The following is a 16,844-nucleotide window of genomic DNA, read 5'->3' as shown; positions in this document are numbered from 1 at the left end:
CCCCCATGGGAAGGATTGCCGCGATGAAGCTACACGTCGCTCTCATTGTCGGCCTTCTTGCCGGTTGCTCGCTCGGCGCGACGCCCAAGCCGCAGGGTCGGATGGTCGACCTGATCATTCACGGCGGGACGATTTACACCGGCGATGGCCCGCCTTTCGTCGGCGACGTGATAATCGATGGCGACAAGATCGTCATGGTCGGCAACGTCACGGATTTCGTCGCGCACCGTGTCATCGACGCCAAGGGCATGATCGTCGCGCCTGGCTTCATCGATCCGCACACGCATGCGGGCGAGTGGCTCGCCTCGCCCAACCCGCAGACCCGGCTGATCCCGGCCTTCCTGCTGCAAGGCGTGACGACCGCCTTCATCGGCAATGACGGCGGCGGATCGACCGATGTCGCGAAGGTGCTGGCAAGCCCAGCGACCAAACCGGTGGGACTCAATTTCGTCACGTATGTCGGATTCGGCAGCATCCGGGGGGCCGTGATCGGCAGCGCCAACCGCGCGCCCACCCCCACTGAACTGGAGCGCGAAAAGGCCTTGGTCGCAAAGGGGATGTGCGAGGGCGCGATCGGCCTGTCGACCGGACTGTTCTACGCGCCGCAGAGCTTCTCCAAGACCGACGAAGTGATCGCGCTGGCGACCGAGGCGGCGAAGCGCGGCGGCTATTACGACAGCCATATCCGCGACGAATCGAGCTACACGGTGGGCCTGATGGCGGCGATCGACGAGATCATCGCGATCGGCCGCGCGACGGGCATGCCGGTGCATGTCAGCCACATCAAGGCGCTCGGCGTCGACGTGCAGGGCAAGGCGCCGGAAGTGATTGCCAAGATCAATGCCGCGCGCGCCGCCGGGGTCAACATCACCGCGAGCCAATATCCGTGGAGTGCATCGGGCACGAGCCTGGTTGCGAGCCTAGTCCCACTTTGGGCGCAGGACGGCGGGACCAAGGCGCTGATCGCTAGGTTCGACGACCCCAAACTCCCAACCAGATTGCGCGCCGACATGGCCGAGGGATTGCGCAAGCGTGGCGGCGCTGCGGCCCTGCTCATCACCGAGGGCAAGTATCGCGGCCAGTATCTCAGCCAGATCGCGACCGCGATGAAAACCGATCCGGTCTCCGCCGCGATCGCGACGATCCGACTCGGCGACCCGGCGACGGTCAGCTTCAACATGAGCGAGACGGACATCGCCGCGTTCATGCAACAGCCCTGGGTGATGACCGACAGCGACGCGTCGGGCGGCCACCCGCGCGTATGGGGCACGTTCGCGCGCAAATATGCGAAATATGTGGTGGCGGATAAGGTGATTTCCTTGCGCGACTTCATCGAGCGGTCGTCGAGCGTGACGGCGAAATGGTTCGGCCTGACCGGGCGCGGTGAGCTGAGGCCGGGCTATTTCGCAGATGTGGTCGTATTCGATCCGAAAACCTACGCGGCGCGGGCGACTTATGAGCAGCCCACCCTGCCCGCCGCCGGGGTGCGGACGGTGGTCGTCAACGGCGTCGTCGCGGTCGACAACGGCGCGCTGACCGGCAAGGCCGCCGGCCGCGCACTGCCGCATGTACCGACCAAGGGGACGTGTCCTTGAGCGCTACTTTCCACCGTCACCCCGGCCTTGAGCCGGGGTCCCGCTTTCTAACTGCGGAGGAAATTAGCGGGACCCCGGGTCGAGCCCGGGGTGACGAGACGTTGTGACCCGCTGGTTCGCGATCCCCCTCTGGCAGCGTGTCGTCGCGGGGCTGGTGCTCGGCGTCATCCTCGCCTTCGCCTGGCCCACCGGCGCGGCGCATTTCCAGTTCGTCGGCGACCTGTTCGTCCGCGCGATCCGCATGCTGGTCGCGCCGATCGTTCTCGTGACGATCGCGGCGGGGATCACCAGCCTCGCCGACCCCAAGCAGCTCGGCAGCCTCGGCGCACGCACGATCGGGCTGTTCGCCGCGACCACCGCGATCGCCGTGTCGGTCGGGATGCTCGTTGCAAGCGTAATCCGCCCCGGCGTCGGCGCCCCGCTCGGCACCACCGCGCCGCATGCCTTGGGCGCGCCTGTCACACCCTATGACCAGCTGATCGGCATCGTCCCGCTCAACATCGTCGACGCGCTGGCGAAGGGCGACATGCTCGCCTTGATCTTCGTCGCGATCCTGTTCGGGGTCGGCGTGGTGCTGACCGGCGAGCCGGGCAAGCCGTTCGCCGCCCTGTTGCAATCGCTCTCCGCGGTGCTGCTCCGCGTCGTCGGGATCGTGATGGAGGCGACCCCGTTCGGGGTGCTTACGTTGATCTGGGTCGCGGTGGCGGCGAACGGGGCGAACGTGTTCGTCCATGTCGGCTGGCTCGCGCTCGCGGTGGTCGCGGGGTCGCTGATCCAGATGCTGGTGGTGCACAGCCTGATCCTGCGCTTCGTCGCGAAGCTGCCGGTGTTGCCTTTCTTCCGCGGTATCGTCGATGCGCTCGTCGTCGCCTTTTCGACCGCATCGAGCGGTGCCACGCTCCCCGTCGCGATGCACGTCGCGGGCGATAATCTGGGCGTCGCGCGGCCGGTCTATTCGACCGTGCTCCCCTTGGGCGCGAGCATCGGCAAGGACGGCACGGCGATGTACGTCGGCCTGCTCAGCATGTTCGCGTTGCAGGCATTCGGCGTGCCGCTGACCCCGCAGGTCTACGCGACCGTCCTGCTGACCGGCGCGCTCGCCGCATTCGGGACCGCCCCGATGCCCTCCGCCTCGCTGTTCATGCTCGCCGCCGTGCTGTCGGCGGTCGGAGTCAGTCCCGAACAGACCGCTTTGGTCGTCGGCTTCGTCCTCCCGTTCGACCGTTTACTCGACATGACCCGGACCGTGCCGAGCGCCAGCGCAAACCTGACCGTCGCAACGACCGTGGCACGGTGGGAGGGGCAGTTGGACGAGGCAGTCTATCGCGCGCCGGATCAGCGATAGAAGCGCAGATTCCCGATCTCGAGCCAAGTCGTCGCGCCAGGATCGCCATGCAGCCGGATCATCAGTGACCGCAGCGATTTCGGATCGAATGCCCCCTGCCCCTGCAAGGCGCTGAACGGCACGCGGACTTCCTGCACGCTCTCGCCCGCTTCGAAATTCGCGTGGAACCAGTCGTCGGGCTGGACGCCGTAAGTGTCGAACGCCAGCGAATAGCGCCCCGATCCGCGGGCATCGAACGCAACGCCGGTGAACGCGCTCGCATCCGCCAGCGTCACCGCGCCCTTCGTCAGCGGCACGATCAACTGTGCGAACGGCTTGGCGCGGGCGCCCATCCGCGCGGTCAGCATCAGCTTCCTGCCCGACCGTGGATCGACCGGCCGCGCGAACAGAATCTTGCTCGCATCAGTGCCGCTTTCGCTGCTTTCCACCGGCAAGGTGTCGAGGTCGGTGCGCCCGTCGCTGCGCGCGCCGGTGTCGATCGGGCCAGCCATCTTCGTCACTGGCATCGGTGTCGGCGTCGGGCCGTCGGCGAGCTTGCGCAAAGCGATCAGGTCCTGATGGCGCCCCGCGACCCATACATGGCGGACGTTGTAGAGATCCTCGATCTTCTCGTCGGGCTTGCCCGCAACCAGCACCAGGTCGGCGCGCATGCCGGGCTTGATCGTGCCTTCGACCTTGTCGAGGCCCATGATCCCTGCGCTGGTGCTGGTCGCCGCGACCAATGCCTCGGCGGGCGTGAAGCCCAGCTGCGTCAGCCAGCGAATCTCGCGGATCGTGGAGCTGCCGTGATACGTGCCCGTGATCCCGGCGTCTGTGCCGATTCCGATGCGGATCCCCGCCGCCTTCAGCGCGCGGATATTGCCCTGCATGATCGCCCAGCGCTTGCTGTCGTACGCCGCGATCGTCTCCAGCGGCTTGGCCATCCGCGCTTCTTCGCGCGCGCGTTCGGCGGGGCGCATGCTCGCCCATTCGCCGGGCATGAACGTGCGGTTTTCCTGCGGCTCGTAGGTCGCGAGCGTCGCGATATAGGCCATCCGATTCTTCTTCATCAGGTCGATCAGTTCGGCATCAACCGGCGCGTCGCCGACGCCGTGGCCGACCGAATCTACCCCGGCCAGCGCGGCGATCTTCGCCTCGCGCAATGTCACCGTGTGCGTAATGACCGGAATGCCGGCCGCGTGGGCATCCGCAACGATCGCTGCCAGCGTATCTTCGTTGATGCTGTTGAGATCGGGATCGCGGCCATAGCGCCAGCCGTCGGCGAAAACCTTGATGACGTCGGGCCGGTAGGCGAGCGCCTTCTTCATCGCGAGGTGTGCGGAGCGCGGCGTCGAGACCTGCAGCGTGAAGAAATCGCCCCAGCCGAACTCGGTCCCATGCCCGCCCGGCACGCCGATCCGCACCGCCAGTTCCAGATGGGGCGCGGCGATGCCCCCCGGCTTCGTCATGTCGCGAACAGGCGCGATCATCTCACCCGACAGCGAATAATCGTTCACCGTCGTCACGCCCGCGAGCAGATAAGCGGCATAGGCCTTGCCAAAATCGTCGGGCGCGTCGAACGCCGGCGCGCGCAAATGCGTGTGGAGATCGTGGAGCCCCGGTATCAGCGTCATTCCGCGCCCGTCGATCACGCGCGTGCCGTGCGGGCGCTTCACGTTGCGGCCGACCGCGACGATCCGGTCGCCCTCGATCAGCACGTCCTCGACCACCGCCGGCGCGCCGGTGCCGTCGAATACGCGGGCATTGTGGATCAGCGTCGCGCGCGGAATTTCCGCCGACGCGGCGCTCATCCCCAGCGCGACGGCGAGGATCGTGGCAAGGCGGCGGATCAGGCTCACGCGCGGCATTTTCACGACTTGCGCGCCGAAGCACAACCCTTACCCTCGCCCGCCATGCTGAAAGGGGTTTTCACTACCGTCCTCGCGCTGGTCGTCGCGCTACCGGCGCCCGCGCAGGATGCGGGGCTGCGGAGCCGAGTCGATGCCGCGCTGGCGCAGGCGGCGGCAGGCACGCGGTTCGGGCTGCTGGTGGTCGACGCGCAGGGCCGCGAGGTCATCGCGATCAATCCCGACCAGCGCTTCATCCCGGCGTCGAACACCAAGATGTTCACCACCGCCGCAGCCTATGCGACGCTTCCCGACATGATCGGCCCCGACACTACCGGCGGCGCGGCAGTGCGGCTGGAGGGGCGCGACGTCGTGCTGATCGGCAATGGCGACGCGCGGCTGTCGAGCGCGGACGATTGCGTCACGGACTGCCTCGCCACGCTCGCCGACGCGATCGCGGCCAAGACGCGGATGGTCGGCAATATCACCGGCGACGACACGTTGTTCCCCGACGAGCGCTGGAGCCCGGGGATGAGCTGGAACAACATCCCGACGCGGTCGGGGACGGGCATTTCGGCGCTGACGCTGGACGACAACGAAATGGTCGTGACGGTGACGGCGGACGGGAGGGTGAGCCTTCCGGCCTATTACACCGTCGACAATCGCATCACCGTCGTGCCGGGGACGAAGAGCAATATCGGGTTCGATCGCGACCCCAACGAGTACGTCCTGCGGCTGACCGGCACGATCGGCGCCGGCGCCAGACCCGAGCGGCTGCGCGTCGGGATCGACGATCCGGCGCGCTACGCGGCGTGGCGCTTGGGCGAAATGCTCAACGCGCGCGGCGTCAAGGTCACGGGCAAGATCGACGTACGCCACCGCGCGCTGACATCGGCCGACGACCCGGCGATCCGCGGCGCAGCGCCACCCGCGCGGCCGCCGGTCGAACCGGTCCTCGCCAAGCTTACGCCGCCGCCGCTCGCCGACGATGTCGTGATCACCAACAAGGTCAGCCAGAACCTCCATGCCGAACTGTTCCTGCGCCGCGTCGCGCTGGTGAACGGGAGCGGATCGATCGCGGACGGGCAAGTCGCGGTCCGGGCGATGCTGGCCAAGGCGGGGGTGGCGCGGACCGCGTTCGATTTCTCCGACGGCTCCGGCATGTCGAGCTACAACCGCGTCGCGCCGCGCGCGAGCGTCGGCCTGTTGCGCTGGATCGCGGCGCAACCCTGGGGCGCGGCCTGGCGGGCGAGCCTGCCGGTGGGCGGGGTCGACGGCACGCTGGCGAAGCGGTTCGCGGGCACGATCCTCGACCGGAAACTGTTCGCCAAGACCGGCAGCCTCAACGCCACCTCGGCGCTGTCGGGCTATATGATCGCGGCGAGTGGTCGAACCTTAACATTCTCGATCTATGCCAACGACATTCCGGATGGGACCAGCGCGACCAGGGCGATGGATGCGGCTCTGGTCCTGATCGCGGCGGGTAACTAAATAGGTCAGCATGGATTACGTTAACGAGTATCGCGACAAGGGCTACGCCATCGTGCGCGGCGTGTTCGCCCCGGACGAGGTCGCGCGGATCGGCGCGGCGATGGACCAGATCTATGCTGAAGGCGTCGCCCATGGACGCAGCTTTCGCCATGGCAACTTGTTCTACAACGTCGTCTCGGGAGAGAACGGCCAGCCGCACGTGCCGATGGCGCAATGGCCGTCCTATCACCAGCGCGTGCTCGACGAAACGCGCACCGACCCCCGCTTTGCCCAGATTCTGAAGCCGCTGATCGGCGGCGACCTGAAGCAGATCATCAACCAGCTCCACTGGAAGCTGCCACACAGCCGTGGCGATTTCGCGTGGCACCAGGATTCGCGCTTCCGCCGCCCGGCCGAGGCGTATCGCAACCTGGCCAGCTCCTACGTCCAGACCGGCCTGGCGATCGATCCGCACAACCCGCACACCGGGGGCATGCGCTTCATTCCGGGGAGCCATACGCAGGGGCCGGTCGATCTCGACACCACGACCGAAGTTCTGGGCCGCGCGCCGCAGGACGCCGCGCTGGAAGCGGCCGGGATCGACCCGGCGAGCCAGGTCGACCTGGTCCTCGAACCCGGCGACGTGGCGATGTGGAATCCGTATCTGGTCCATGCCTCGGGGCTCAATTCGTCGGATCACCTGCGGCGGCTCTACATCAACGGCTATGTCCGGGCCGAGGATTGCGACCGTGGCGAATGGGCGTTTCGTGACGGCCAACCGGTGCCGATCCCGACGACGCCGTCGCTGGTGCATTACGAGCAACTCTTCGAGCGGCCCGAGCCGCACTACGTCTAGCTGACGGCTGCGATCACCGCGTCGCCGATTGCGGGGCGCAAGGCGAAGATGCTGGCCGCGGCTTCGCTGTGCCGGGTCGGATGGACGCGGTTGGTGAGAAGCGTCCACGCCACGCCGCGATCGAAATCGACCCACAGCCCGGTGCCAGTGAACCCGGTATGCCCGATCGTTCCCGGCGAACAGGCGTCCCCGCCAGGCCAGCCCGGATAGCGGCTGTCCCACCCGCAGGTGCGATGTTCGAATTGGGGTGTACAGATCGCGTGTATCATCGCCGACGATACGCTGCTGCCGTTGAGAAACGCCTCAGCGAAATCGAGTACCCCAGCAACCGTTCCGAACAGCCCGGCGTGCCCCGCCGTACCGCCCAGCGCCGAGCAATTCTCGTCGTGCACCTCGCCCTTGAGCATCCGCCCGCGCCAGTGGCAGAACTCCGTCGCGACCGCCGGGCCGGGCGGAGGCCCGTAGCTCAGCCCCTCCCCCAGCGGCCAGGCCGAGAGCGGCTGTCCGGTGATTCGCTCGATCGCGATGCCGAGCAGGATGAAGTTGATGTCCGAATAGACCGGCGGGCCATGCTTCCATTCGCGCTGCAGGACGAACGCGCGGAGCCGGTTGGGGTCGTCGCCATAGGTGTAGATCGGCTCGACCGCAGGCAGGAAGGTGCGGTGCGCCAGGCAATCGCGGAACGTCAACCGCCGCTCGGCCGCGTTGGCGACGTCGTATTGGCGCAGGTCGGGGATCGCGGTCGTCAGCGGCGCGTCGAGGTCGAGCCTCCCCTCGTCCGCCAGCATCAGGATCATTGTCGTCGCCGCGATGACCTTCGACACCGAGGCGAGGTCGAACCAGTGATGCTCGGTCAACACCTCGCGTTCGGGCACGAGCGCGGCATGCCCCGCGAACCGCACCGCGCGCTCGCCGCTCGCCGTCACCACGCCGAGCGTCGCGCCGGGTATTCGCCCATCCGCGACATAGGCCGCAGCGGGCGCGAAGGCGGCGTCGATATCGATCATGCGTCGTCAGGCCGCGGCTGGGCGCGGACGATGAAGGGCAGGAACACGATCGCCGCCAAGCTCATCGCGCCCGCCATGATGAAGAAACCGTCGTACCCGATCGCCTTCTGGAACACCCCCGACAGCCCGGCGAGCAAGCGCGGGATCAGGAAGGCGAGTCCCGACAGCAACGCATATTGCGCGCCGGGGAAGCGCGGGTTCACCAGCAACGAGAGGTACACCACGAACACCGCGCCTTCGAACCCATGCCCGAACTGATCGATCGCCATCGACAGGTAGAGATCGAAATCCCCTGCCGTTACCGCCATCGATCCGATATGAAACCAGACCGGCCCGCCCGGCGCCTGATGCGCGAGCCAGGCGAAGATCCAGTTCGACAGCGCCGACATGACCGCGCCGATCGCCAACGCCCAGCCCATCGGCGCCTTCGCCGCGAGCCAGCCGCCGAGCGCGACGCCGAGCATGCTCGAAAACAGCGCCACCGCGCCGTCGGAAAACGCGATCGCCTCCAGGCTATAGCCAAGCGAATTGAACAGCGGATGCGACAGCGTCAACGCCATCACGTCGCCCATCCGATAGACCGATACGAACAGCAGGATCGGGATGATTACGTAACCGAAGCGCCACGCGACATCGACATACGGCCCTAGCGCGGCCGAGCGACGGAGCGACGCGGTCGGCGGCAATTCCTTGAGCCACGGCACCGCCACGCCCAGCGCGATGAACGGCAGCAACGCGACTGCGAACACCCAATATTTGACGACATCGGGATTATCGAGGCCGACCGATCCCAGCGCCTTGAGCAACAGCCAGCCGACGATGGCGGTGGCGACCCCGGTCACCGCCAGCACCACGAGGCTCGCAATCGTGCCGGTGAGGAGCGCCGTTCCGCGCCCGCCGCCATGTTCGGCATCGGGCCGGGTCAAGGCCAGGATCGGAAACGGCAGGAACGCCGCCGCGGCGATGACCAAGTAAGCGATCGTCCAGTCGCTCTTGGCCGCGATGTAGATCGCCCCGCTCCCCGCCGCGACCATCGCGCTGCGATAGCCCCACAGGTTCGCGGCGACCATAGGCCCCTGCTGCTCGGCGGTCGGCGCGAGTTCGATCCGCCAGGCATCGGCGGCGACCTCCAGCGTCGTCGTCCAGAACGCGAGCAGCACCGCGAACAGCGCCGTCACCGCCAGGTTCTTGTCCGACGAAGTCAGCGCCATCGCGACGGTTGCCAGGAAAATCCCAAGCTGCGCGAGCATGATCCATCCGCGCCGCTTGCCCCAGAATCGCCCGAACCCCGGCACGTCATATTTGTCGAGCAGCGGCGCCCAGGCGAACTTGAAGGTCGGCAGCAACGCGACCCAGGCGAAGAATCCGACCGTGACGATGTCGACGCCATGCTTCGCCAGCCGCAGCAACAGCACGGCGTTGAACATGTAGAAGGGCAACCCCGCCGAAAAGCCGAGCAGCAGGTAGAGCGCCAGCCGCCGCCAGTCGCGCGGCACGGGCGCCGGGGCGGAATCGATCGCCATATCGCTCAAGCGTCGCGGCTCGCGAGTCGGTCGATGGTCGGTTTCATGCGCGCCCCTTCTTCATTGCTGCCCACGCTCCCCCGCCGGCGCGTCCGCGTCAATGGCGGTGATGTTGCAAGCGAGCAACGATTTGGCCGCGTCGCTCACGAAATGCGCCTTGACCATGGCGTGTCGAAAAAAGGGGTGGCGCATTATGGCAGTTTTGTTGCTTAATATGCCCATGAACCGCCGCGGGAACGGCGTGACAGGGGGATTTTCGTTATGATGGGTTCAGCCTCGCTTCGTCTTGTTCTGGCGTCCGGCACGGCGTTCGCTGCCTTGTGCGCGCTCCCGGGAGCTGCTGTCGCGCAAACCGCTGGCAGCGACCAGACCACCGCGTCCGCCGCGACGCCCACAGGCGCGGAGACGCCAACCGACGACAATGCGGGCAAGGACATCCTCGTCACGGGTTCACGCCTCAAGCAGGATCCGAACAATTCGGCGCTGCCGCTGACGATCATCACCAACAAGGATCTGAGCCGCGAAGGCATCAGCAATCCGGAGCAGCTGATCTCGTTCCTGGCGAACAACGGCAACGGCGCGGACAATTTGGCGTCGAACTCCGACGTCGTCACCGGTGCGGCGCGCGGCACCAACGGCTTGTCCGCGGCTAATCTGCGCGGCCAGGGCAGCGCGTCGACACTGGTGCTGTTGAACGGCCGTCGCATCGCGGCGCACGGCCTCCAGGGGTCGGCGGTCGACGTCAACCAGATCCCGTTCGCCGCGATCGACCGCATCGAAATCCTGAAAGACGGTGCCTCGGCGATCTACGGCACCGACGCGATCGGCGGCGTGATCAACTTCATCACCAAGACCGACTTCCGCGGCATCGACGTCGCCGGGTTCGTCGACACGCCGGAAGCGGGCGATGCGCAGATTTACCGCCTGTCGGGCACGGTTGGCTTCGGCAAGCTCGACGAGCAGGGCTTCAACATCATGGGCTCGGTCAGCAAGAGCTGGAACAAGGCGCTGTTCGGGAGCAACCGTGACTTCGTAAATGGCAACCAGCCCAATCGCGGCCTGTCGATCGACACCCGCGGCACCCCGATCGCGACCGCTTTCCCGATCAATCCCACCGCGGCGGGGGTCGGCATTACCCAGACCGGCACGTTGCTGGGCGGGACCAGCGGCGCCACGTCGCTGTTGACGAATCCCGGTTTCTTCATCCCCGGCACCACGACCGCGGCATCGGGCGGCGTAAACCCGCTGCGCCTACCCGGCGGCGCTGGCTGCTCGTCGGTCGACGGCGGCATGAATTACGATTCGGTGCTTTGGGCGAACGCGTCGGCGGCGCTGGCGTGTTCGTGGGACACGGGCCGCGCCGCGACGCTGCAACAGCCGATCCAGACGCTGACCTATTACGGTCGCGCGACAGCGCGGATCGGCAAGAACGAAATCTATCTGGAAGCCACCGGCTCCGACGCGACCTCGCACAAGCTTTTCTCGAACAACCAGTTCAGTTCGAACAATACGTCGCTGCCGATCGCCTATCCGCTCAATTCGCTGACGGCCGCGACCTATAACGCTGTCTACAACAGCATCGTCGCGGTGCTGCCGGCGGTTGCAGCCAATTACGGCAAGCCGATCGCGTTCCGCTATCGTTGCGTCGATTGCGGCAACCGGGAATACACCACCAACACCAAGACGTTCCGCGCCGCGTTGGGGGTCGAGGGTCCGCTGTTCGCCGGATGGGATTACCGCGCCGGCGCATCCTATGCGACCAGCCGGGCGAGTTCGATCCTCGGTTCGGGCTATTATTATCGCGGCACGTTCAGTTCGAACGCCGCCGCTGTCGCGTCGGGTACCGGCGCGACGCTCGCCGGCCAGCCCGACAGCCGCGCACCAACCGCCCCCGGCGCCACCGCGCCCGGCATCGTCGGCCTGTTCAATAGCGGCATCCTCAACCCGTTCTCGCTGACGCAGACGCCGGCGGCGCTCGCCGCGCTGGAGTCGGTATCGGCGCGCGGCGTCCGGCTCTACAGCGGCAAATACGAGACTCGCCAGTTCGACGCGTCGGTGTCGGGCGAACTGTTCCGGCTGCCCGGTGGCATGGTTCAGGTCGCGCTCGGCGTCGATTATCGCAGGGAAAGCTACAAGTTCGACGGATCGTCGGCGGCCACGACCGCCTCACCGGACATCTTCAACGCGGCATTCGACAACGCCAATGCGCTGAGCAAGGTGAGCCGCGACGTGAAGGCGGCCTTTGGCGAAATCCTGTTCCCGATCGTCAAGGGATTCGACATCACGGTCGCTGGTCGCGTCGATGACTATACGGGCTTCGGGTCGACCTTCAATCCGAAGGTCTCCGCCAAGTTCAAGCCGTTCGACTGGATCCTGTTCCGCGGATCGTACAATACGGGCTTCCGCGTGCCGTCGTTCAACCAGATATTCAACGGCGTCACACAATCGCCCAACCCCGGCAACACGCTGGTCGATCCGACGACCTGCCCGTCGGGCGTCGTCGGCACCGGCGGATGCGCGCCGATCACGCCCGATTCGCTGAGCGGCGGCAACCTGGCGCTCGGGCCGGAAAAGTCGAAGCAGTATTCGTTCGGCGCGGTGCTTCAGCCGACCAGCCGGATCAGTCTGTCGGCCGATTACTGGTCGATCGCGGTCGATAATACGATCGGCACGATCACCATCCCGCAGTTGCTGGCGAATATCAACGCGTTCCCGGATCGCATCACGCGGACCAACGGCATCATCACCCTGGTCGACTTGCGGACCGGCAATTTCGGGTCGCGGCGCACCCGCGGCATCGACTTCAGCGCCCGCGCCAGCATCGACGGGCTTGGCGGCGTGTTGTCGGCCGGGTTCGACGGCACCCTGTTGCTACAGAAGAAGGAAAAGCTGCTTCCCAACCTGCCCTATACCAATCTGCGCGGGGTATTCAGCCTGGCCGGCGACCTTGGCCTCAAATGGAAGCACAATGCGTTCATCGCCTACACAACGCCCGACGGGTTCGGTCTGACCTTCTCGCAAATCTATCGCGACGGCTATCAGAACCAGGCCTTGCCGGGCAGCGCCGGACGCCCGGACTACAATCCACGCGTGAAGCCGTACATCATCTACAACGCGTCGATCTCACAACGGGTCAACGAGCATTTCACGATCGCCGCCGGCGTTCGCAACGTGTTCAACACTGACCCGCCGTTCGCGATCACCTATGATTCGAACACCGGTGCCGGCAGCTCGTGGGAACCGCGCGTCGCCGATCCGCGCGGGCGTTCGCTGACGATCAACGCCGAGGTGAAGTTCTAGCCCAAAGCACCATAGGACGATCCAAGGGGCGCTCGCTGGCGGGCGCCCCTTTTTTTGCGGCCGGGCCAGCGCCCGTCTGGTCAGCGCAACTGCACTTTCGCCGTGACCGACAGACCGGGCCGTAGCCGGGCGAGCGCGGGCTGGCCCGGATCGAGCCGGATACGTACGCCGACGCGCTGGACGATCTTGGTGAAATTGCCCGATCCCGGTTCGAACGGCAGCAGGGTGAATTCGCTGCCCGATCCCGGCGCGAAGCTGTCGACGACGCCGGTCAGCGCTTCACCGCCGAGGGCGTCGACATAAATGCGCGCTTTCTGTCCGACGCGCATGTCGCGAGTCTGCGTTTCCTTGAAATTGGCGACGACGTAGAGCGCGTCGACCGGCACCAGGGTAAACACGCGCGAACCCGGCTGGACGAAATCGCCCACCTGGACCTGGCGATTGCCGACGACACCGTCGATCGGGGCGAGCACGACGGCGTGGCCGCGATCCTGCCGCGCAAGGTCGAGCGCGGCGCGCGCCTTCAGCACCGCCGCCTGCGCGCTTTGCAGTTGCGCCTCCAGCACCGGGCGGCGCGCACGGGTAACGAGGTCCTGTTCGCGGCTCACCTGCAGGTCGGCGCGAGAACGGTCGGCGGCCGAGACCGCGCTGACGGCGGTCGCCTTGATGCGCTCGGCGTCCCGGCGCGTCGCGAAACCGCTGGCGACGAGGGCGTCGTAGCGCGCGCGATCGGCTCCGGCGCGCGCGACTTCAGCGTCGGCGGACGCGATGCCCGTTCCCGCCGCCCGGACTTGCGCCGAGGCGAGCCGCTCGTCGGCGGTGAGCGCCGCGAGCGCGGCCCGCGCGCTCGCCACCCCCGCTTCGGCATCGGCGACGGCCGCCTGCGCCGCCGCCACCTTGGCGTCGTAATCCTGCGTGTCGATCCTGATCAGCGGATCGCCCGCGCGCACGACCTGGTTGTCCTTGACCAGGATCGCCGCGACCAGCCCGCCGACCTTGGGCGCGACCGCGCTCGAATCGGCGCGCAGATAGGCGTTGTCGGTGCTCTCGCTCGATCGCGGGGCGAGCAACCAGAACGTCCCAAGCGCCGCGACCGCCAGCGCGATCGCCGCCACGACCGGCGCCTTGCGCGGCAGGCGCAGCGCGCGGCGCGACGGCGCGGCCGCTTCCTCGGCGTCGAGCGTCACCGGCGCGTTCATGCGGCGAACACCAGCAGGGTCGAACTCGCGGTCGCGATCAGGCGCCCCTCGCCATCGCGGATCTCCGCCTCCGAAAAGGCGACGCGACGGCCCATGTTGATCACCCGCCCCTCGGCGCGCACCGGCCCGGTCCCGGCGGTCATCCCGCGAATGTACGACACCTTGAGTTCGATGGTCGTATAGCCCTGCCCCGGCTGGAGCATCGTGTGGACCGCGATGCCGCACGCCGAATCGAGCAAACCGGCCGCATAGCCGCCATGGACGCCGCCCATGGGGTTGTAATGCTGTTCGCCGGGCAAGCCTTCGAACACCGCGCGACCCTCGCTCGCCTCGATCAACCGCACGTCCATCAACCGTCCCATCGGCGGCTGTTCGTCGCGGTCCAGCAGGTCGAGCACTTGGCGCAGGCCGTTCGGCGCGTCGATCGTCTCGCTCATTGGGCGGTCTCCAGATTATACCGCGCGACCAGATCGGCGCGAGCGTCCGCGAGGATCGCATCGGATTGCGCCGAGTCCGCGACCGCACGCGACAGCGCCACCGCGCCGACCATTTGCGCCAGCATCGCGGAGGCTTCGGCATCGGGCGCTGCGCTGCCGATCGCGCGCAGAAGTTGCGCCAGCCGGTCGGACAGGCCCTTCACCCCCGCCCCGAACCGCTCGCGCGCCGCCGGGTCAGCACGCGCCAGGTCGCCCGACAGCGCCGGCAGCGGACAGCCGCGCTCGCGATTGTCGCGGTGCGCCGCGCTCAGGTAAAAATCGATATAGGCGCGCAACGCCCGCCGCGGCTCGTCGTCGGTCGTCGCCGCCAGTCGCGCCCGCGCATCGTCGAACATCGTAGCGACCGCTTCGGCGACCAGATCGTCCTTCGAGGAAAAATGCGCATAGAACCCGCCATGCGTCAGCCCGGCGCGCTCCATCACGCGCGCGACCGAGACGTTATCTCGCCCTTTCGCCCGCAATTCGCGCGCCGCCTCGCGCAGCACGCGTTCCCGCGTCTTCGCCTTGTGATCACCTGAATAGCGCACTTGCAGCCTCCATTTATATGATGCAGATAATATAATCGCGGCTGGAGGCAAGCAACTTGGCGTCGATTCCACTCTCTTCCCAGGCGTCGCACCATGCTCCAGCCGTGCCGTTCAACCCGGCGGCGCTGAGCAACCGTCAGAAATATCTGATTTTTGCGGTGATGGCGTTCGGCCAGTTCATGGCGCTGATCGACATCCAGATCGTCGCCGCGTCGCTCAACGAAGTGCAGGCGGGGCTGAGCGCGGGACCGGACGAGATCAGTTGGGTGCAGACGGCTTATCTGATGGCCGAACTGGTGATGATTCCGTTTTCCGCCTTCCTGGCGCAGGCGCTGTCGACTCGCTGGCTGTTCGCGCTGTCGGCGGGGCTGTTCACGCTGGCGAGCATCCTGTGCGGGTTCGCGTGGAGCATCGAATCGATGATCCTGTTCCGCGCGGTGCAGGGGTTCGTCGGCGGCGCGATGGTGCCGACCGTGTTCGCGACCGGTTACGTCCTGTTCGAGGGCAAGCAGCGGGCGATGATCCCCGCGATCCTGGGCATGGTCTCCGTCCTCGCGCCGACGCTGGGTCCGACGGTCGGCGGGTGGATCACGGATGCGCTGACGTGGCGCTGGGTGTTCTTCATCAACGTGGCACCAGGCACGATCGTGACGGTGATGGTGCTGACGCTGGTCCACGTCGACACCCCGAACCTAGCGATGCTCAAGCGAATCGACTGGGTCCATCTGGGGTCGATGGCGGCGTTCCTCGCGGGACTCGAATATGTGCTGGAGGAAGGACCGAAGAACGACTGGCTGGGCGACCCGTCGATCGCGGTCGGCGCATGGCTGTCGCTGGTCGCGTTCGTGCTGTTCCTCGAACGATCGTTCCGGTCGGACGGGCCGATCGTCAAGCTGACCCCATTCCGCAAGCCGACCTTCGCCTTCGCCTGCATGTTCAATCTGGTGATCGGGTTCGGCCTGTATGCGGGCACGTATCTGGTGCCGATCTTCCTGGGGCGCGTGCGGGGATACAATGCGGCGGAGGTCGGGACGACGGTGTTCATCGCGGGCGTCGCGCAACTGCTCGGCGTGCCGATCGCCGCCAGCCTGTCGCAACGAGTCGATCAGCGGATCGTCATCACCGTCGGCCTGTCGCTGTTCGCCGTCGGACTATGGCTGTTCAGCTACATGACGCCCGATTGGGGGTTCGCCGCTTTGTTCTGGCCGCAAGTCGTGCGCAGTTTCGCGATCATGCTGTGCATCGTGCCGTCGGTCGGGCTGGCGCTGGGTAATTTTCAGGGCGCGGAACTGCGTTATGCATCGGGGCTGTTCAACCTGATGCGCAACCTGGGCGGGGCGATCGGCATCGCGGTGGCGAACACCTGGCTGCAGGATGCGACGCGGTTGCACGTGCTGCGCCTGTCGGAGGCATTGGGCCAGTCGGCGCGCGCTGCACAGGAAATGGCCGCCGGGCTGGCGCAGGGCATCGGCCGGGCCGTGCCCGATCCGCAACGCGCCGCGCTCGCCGCCGACGCGATCCTGGCGAAGGTCGTCGGGCGTCAGGCGCTGACGCTGGCGTTCGACGACGTCTTCCGCATGATGGCCTGGCTTTTTCTGGCAGCACTGGTGATGGTGCCGTTCTGCAAGCCGCCGTCGATCAGCGGCCCGCCACCCGACGCACATTGATCGGACCGGGGACTGGACGAACCCGGACTCGC

The 16,844-nt window shown here is 66.8% G+C and carries 13 protein-coding genes; 7 read left to right on the top strand and 6 right to left on the bottom strand.

Annotation, left to right across the window (positions count from 1 at the left end):
* Positions 1 to 23 precede the first annotated feature (23 nt).
* Together J0J06_RS13240 and J0J06_RS13235 are read left to right on the top strand one after the other, a co-directional pair.
* On the top strand, positions 24 to 1,595 hold the full coding sequence (locus J0J06_RS13240; RefSeq protein ID WP_294042766.1) for an amidohydrolase family protein: 1,572 nt from the start codon (positions 24 to 26) through the stop codon (positions 1,593 to 1,595).
* Positions 1,596 to 1,698: 103 nt separating this feature from the next.
* Positions 1,699 to 2,940: a dicarboxylate/amino acid:cation symporter gene (locus tag J0J06_RS13235; protein ID WP_294042764.1), complete on the top strand. Its 1,242-nt coding sequence runs from the start codon at positions 1,699 to 1,701 to the stop codon at positions 2,938 to 2,940.
* Here J0J06_RS13235 and J0J06_RS13230 read toward each other — a convergent pair.
* Positions 2,931 to 4,778 carry an amidohydrolase family protein gene (locus tag J0J06_RS13230; protein ID WP_294042762.1) on the bottom strand — a complete coding sequence of 616 codons (1,848 nt, stop codon included), beginning with the start codon at positions 4,776 to 4,778 and terminating at the stop codon, positions 2,931 to 2,933. The two genes, J0J06_RS13235 and J0J06_RS13230, sit on opposite strands and share 10 nt — an antisense overlap.
* Before the next feature lie 54 nt (positions 4,779 to 4,832).
* Here J0J06_RS13230 and dacB point away from each other — a divergent pair, with 54 nt between their 5' ends.
* Together dacB and J0J06_RS13220 are read left to right on the top strand one after the other, a co-directional pair.
* Positions 4,833 to 6,257 carry a D-alanyl-D-alanine carboxypeptidase/D-alanyl-D-alanine-endopeptidase gene (gene dacB, locus J0J06_RS13225; RefSeq protein ID WP_294042760.1) on the top strand — a complete coding sequence of 475 codons (1,425 nt, stop codon included), beginning with the start codon at positions 4,833 to 4,835 and terminating at the stop codon, positions 6,255 to 6,257.
* 10 nt (positions 6,258 to 6,267) lie between these two features.
* Positions 6,268 to 7,092 (top strand): phytanoyl-CoA dioxygenase family protein, encoded by an 825-nt coding sequence (locus J0J06_RS13220; protein ID WP_294042758.1) that lies wholly within the window; start codon positions 6,268 to 6,270, stop codon positions 7,090 to 7,092.
* Here the strand turns inward: J0J06_RS13220 and J0J06_RS13215 are convergent.
* On the bottom strand, positions 7,089 to 8,099 hold the full coding sequence (locus J0J06_RS13215) for a serine hydrolase (RefSeq protein ID WP_294042756.1): 1,011 nt from the start codon (positions 8,097 to 8,099) through the stop codon (positions 7,089 to 7,091). The genes J0J06_RS13220 and J0J06_RS13215 overlap by 4 nt on opposite strands.
* A complete protein-coding gene (locus J0J06_RS13210; RefSeq protein WP_294042754.1) occupies positions 8,096 to 9,622 on the bottom strand; it encodes a permease in 1,527 nt (508 codons plus the stop codon). The genes J0J06_RS13215 and J0J06_RS13210 overlap by 4 nt, the downstream gene beginning before the upstream one ends.
* Positions 9,623 to 9,655: 33 nt before the next feature.
* Here J0J06_RS13210 and J0J06_RS13205 point away from each other — a divergent pair, with 33 nt between their 5' ends.
* Positions 9,656 to 9,835: a hypothetical protein gene (locus J0J06_RS13205; protein ID WP_294042752.1), complete on the top strand. Its 180-nt coding sequence runs from the start codon at positions 9,656 to 9,658 to the stop codon at positions 9,833 to 9,835.
* Positions 9,836 to 9,883: 48 nt separating this feature from the next.
* Positions 9,884 to 12,922: a TonB-dependent receptor gene (locus J0J06_RS13200; protein WP_294042750.1), complete on the top strand. Its 3,039-nt coding sequence runs from the start codon at positions 9,884 to 9,886 to the stop codon at positions 12,920 to 12,922.
* Positions 12,923 to 13,002: 80 nt separating this feature from the next.
* Here J0J06_RS13200 and J0J06_RS13195 read toward each other — a convergent pair whose 3' ends face one another.
* Genes J0J06_RS13195 through J0J06_RS13185 form a run of 3 tightly spaced genes read right to left on the bottom strand, consistent with a single transcriptional unit; the run spans position 13,003 to position 15,145 of the window.
* On the bottom strand, positions 13,003 to 14,121 hold the full coding sequence (locus tag J0J06_RS13195) for an HlyD family secretion protein (RefSeq protein ID WP_294042748.1): 1,119 nt from the start codon (positions 14,119 to 14,121) through the stop codon (positions 13,003 to 13,005).
* The gene (locus tag J0J06_RS13190; RefSeq protein ID WP_294042746.1) at positions 14,118 to 14,558 is read right to left on the bottom strand and encodes a PaaI family thioesterase; all 441 of its coding nucleotides are present in this window, start codon (positions 14,556 to 14,558) and stop codon (positions 14,118 to 14,120) included. Before J0J06_RS13190 ends, J0J06_RS13195 begins: the two co-directional genes overlap by 4 nt.
* Positions 14,555 to 15,145 (bottom strand): TetR/AcrR family transcriptional regulator, encoded by a 591-nt coding sequence (locus tag J0J06_RS13185; protein WP_294042744.1) that lies wholly within the window; start codon positions 15,143 to 15,145, stop codon positions 14,555 to 14,557. Before J0J06_RS13185 ends, J0J06_RS13190 begins: the two co-directional genes overlap by 4 nt.
* A gap of 104 nt (positions 15,146 to 15,249) precedes the next feature.
* Between J0J06_RS13185 and J0J06_RS13180 the strand changes: the two genes are divergently transcribed.
* Positions 15,250 to 16,812, top strand: coding sequence for a DHA2 family efflux MFS transporter permease subunit (locus J0J06_RS13180; RefSeq protein ID WP_294042742.1), 1,563 nt, complete (start codon positions 15,250 to 15,252; stop codon positions 16,810 to 16,812).
* Positions 16,813 to 16,844: the final 32 nt, after the last annotated feature.

It is taken from the genome of Sphingomonas sp., from assembly GCF_017304615.1.
Lineage (GTDB): Bacteria > Pseudomonadota > Alphaproteobacteria > Sphingomonadales > Sphingomonadaceae > Sphingomonas.
The sequence above is the reverse complement of the archived record's forward strand: the minus strand, read 5'-3'. Positions and strand labels throughout refer to the sequence as shown.